Annotated in this window: 1 protein-coding gene; it reads right to left on the reverse strand. The window is 47.9% G+C overall.

From position 1 onward, the window contains the following. Positions 1 to 41 precede the first annotated feature (41 nt). On the reverse strand, positions 42 to 1,352 hold the full coding sequence (locus KDK14_RS00120) for a TolC family outer membrane protein (protein WP_257262983.1): 1,311 nt from the start codon (positions 1,350 to 1,352) through the stop codon (positions 42 to 44). Positions 1,353 to 1,475 lie beyond the last annotated feature (123 nt).

Here is a 1,475-nt window from a genome sequence, read left to right on the forward strand (position 1 = left end):
TAAATCACTATTTCAGGATAGCTCCTTGGTGATATAACTGCCTAATCATCCAGCTGCCAGCTTTTCGGGACGGTAAACTCCACATTTTCCAGCAGCCTGCCCACTGCCGCCAGAACACGGTAACGGGCATAAGTTTCCTGATAGATGGCGGAAGTTAAACTATTGCTGGACTGAAACAGTTCATTCTCGCTGTCCAGCAAATCCAGCAGTGTACGCTTGCCAATATTAAACTGCTCCTGATATGCCGCAAGTGTCGCACGACTGGCATCTTCATGAACTAGTAGATACTCCCGTTGTGCGCCAATAAACTGAAGAGCAGCCCAGCTGATACGCATTCTTTCTTCTACATCTCTCACTACCCTTGCTTTCTCGGAGCGCCGCTCTTCTGCCTGATGAGCACTCTCCATCAAGCTCGCCCTGTCAGCGCCGCCCCGGAATAAATTGTAGCGAAGCCTCACCATGGCAACCGTATCTTCATAATCACCGAGCTGACCATCAGCATTGCGCTTCCAGCTTTGGTCTAACTCAGCATCCAGTGATGGCAGATAACTGCTTTTACGCGAAGAATAAGCGTATTCTGATGATTCAACATCCAGATCAGCCGCCTTTACACTGGGGTGATCCTGCTTGCTATCTTTAATGGCACTATGCAGATCTTCCGGCAAATCAAGATGTTTAAAACCAGGAAACGCCAAATCACCGGGACTGTGCCCAACCAGTGTGCGGTACTCACTTTCAGCATCCATCAAATTATTTCTGGCACTGATGAGATTTGCATTGGCTCTTGCCCGCCGCCCCTCTACCTGAATCAAATCAGAGCTTCGAGCAACCCCTTGACTGGCACGACGCTCAATCTGATCAAAAATTTCGTGATGAATGTCCAGGTTTTCTTCTGCCAACTCAACCAAATCACGATGTTCAAGCACTTTGAGATAAACATTGATAACCTGCAGCGCCAGATCTTCCAGTGTGGAGTAAAGTCTCCAATGTTGAGCCTCAGCACCTTTGCGGGCACCCTTGACGTTGTACCAGGTATTAAAACCTGCAAACAGATTATGTTTTAGAGAAAATGAAGCTTCTTTGCGAGTCTGCCTGTCGCCACTGGTATCTGGACTGGTATCCTTTTTCTGCCCACCTATACCTGCCGCAATATCCAGCGTTGGCCAGTAAGCGGCAGCCGCCGCATCGATATTTTTTTCTTCAGCCTTTAGACGACTAAGAGCAACTTTTGCCTGTGGGTTTGAACGCAAGGCATGACCCAGAGCTTCCTCCAGAGATTCTGCCGAGACGTCAGCAATGCATGCCAACGGACTAAATAACAGACTGACCAGCAAAAATTGAAAACGGTTCATGGGGTTCCCTGTGTCTTCTGTAGGGAGATTTATTATCTTGATACATCGCCACGAACAGTCAGGACTTTACAGTAGTACTTCGTTTTTTCCCACCTGCAAGCTTGCCATCCAGTCTATCCTGAT

This window comes from Endozoicomonas sp. ONNA2 (assembly GCF_024606365.1).
In the GTDB taxonomy this organism is placed as follows: Bacteria; Pseudomonadota; Gammaproteobacteria; order Pseudomonadales; family Endozoicomonadaceae; genus Endozoicomonas.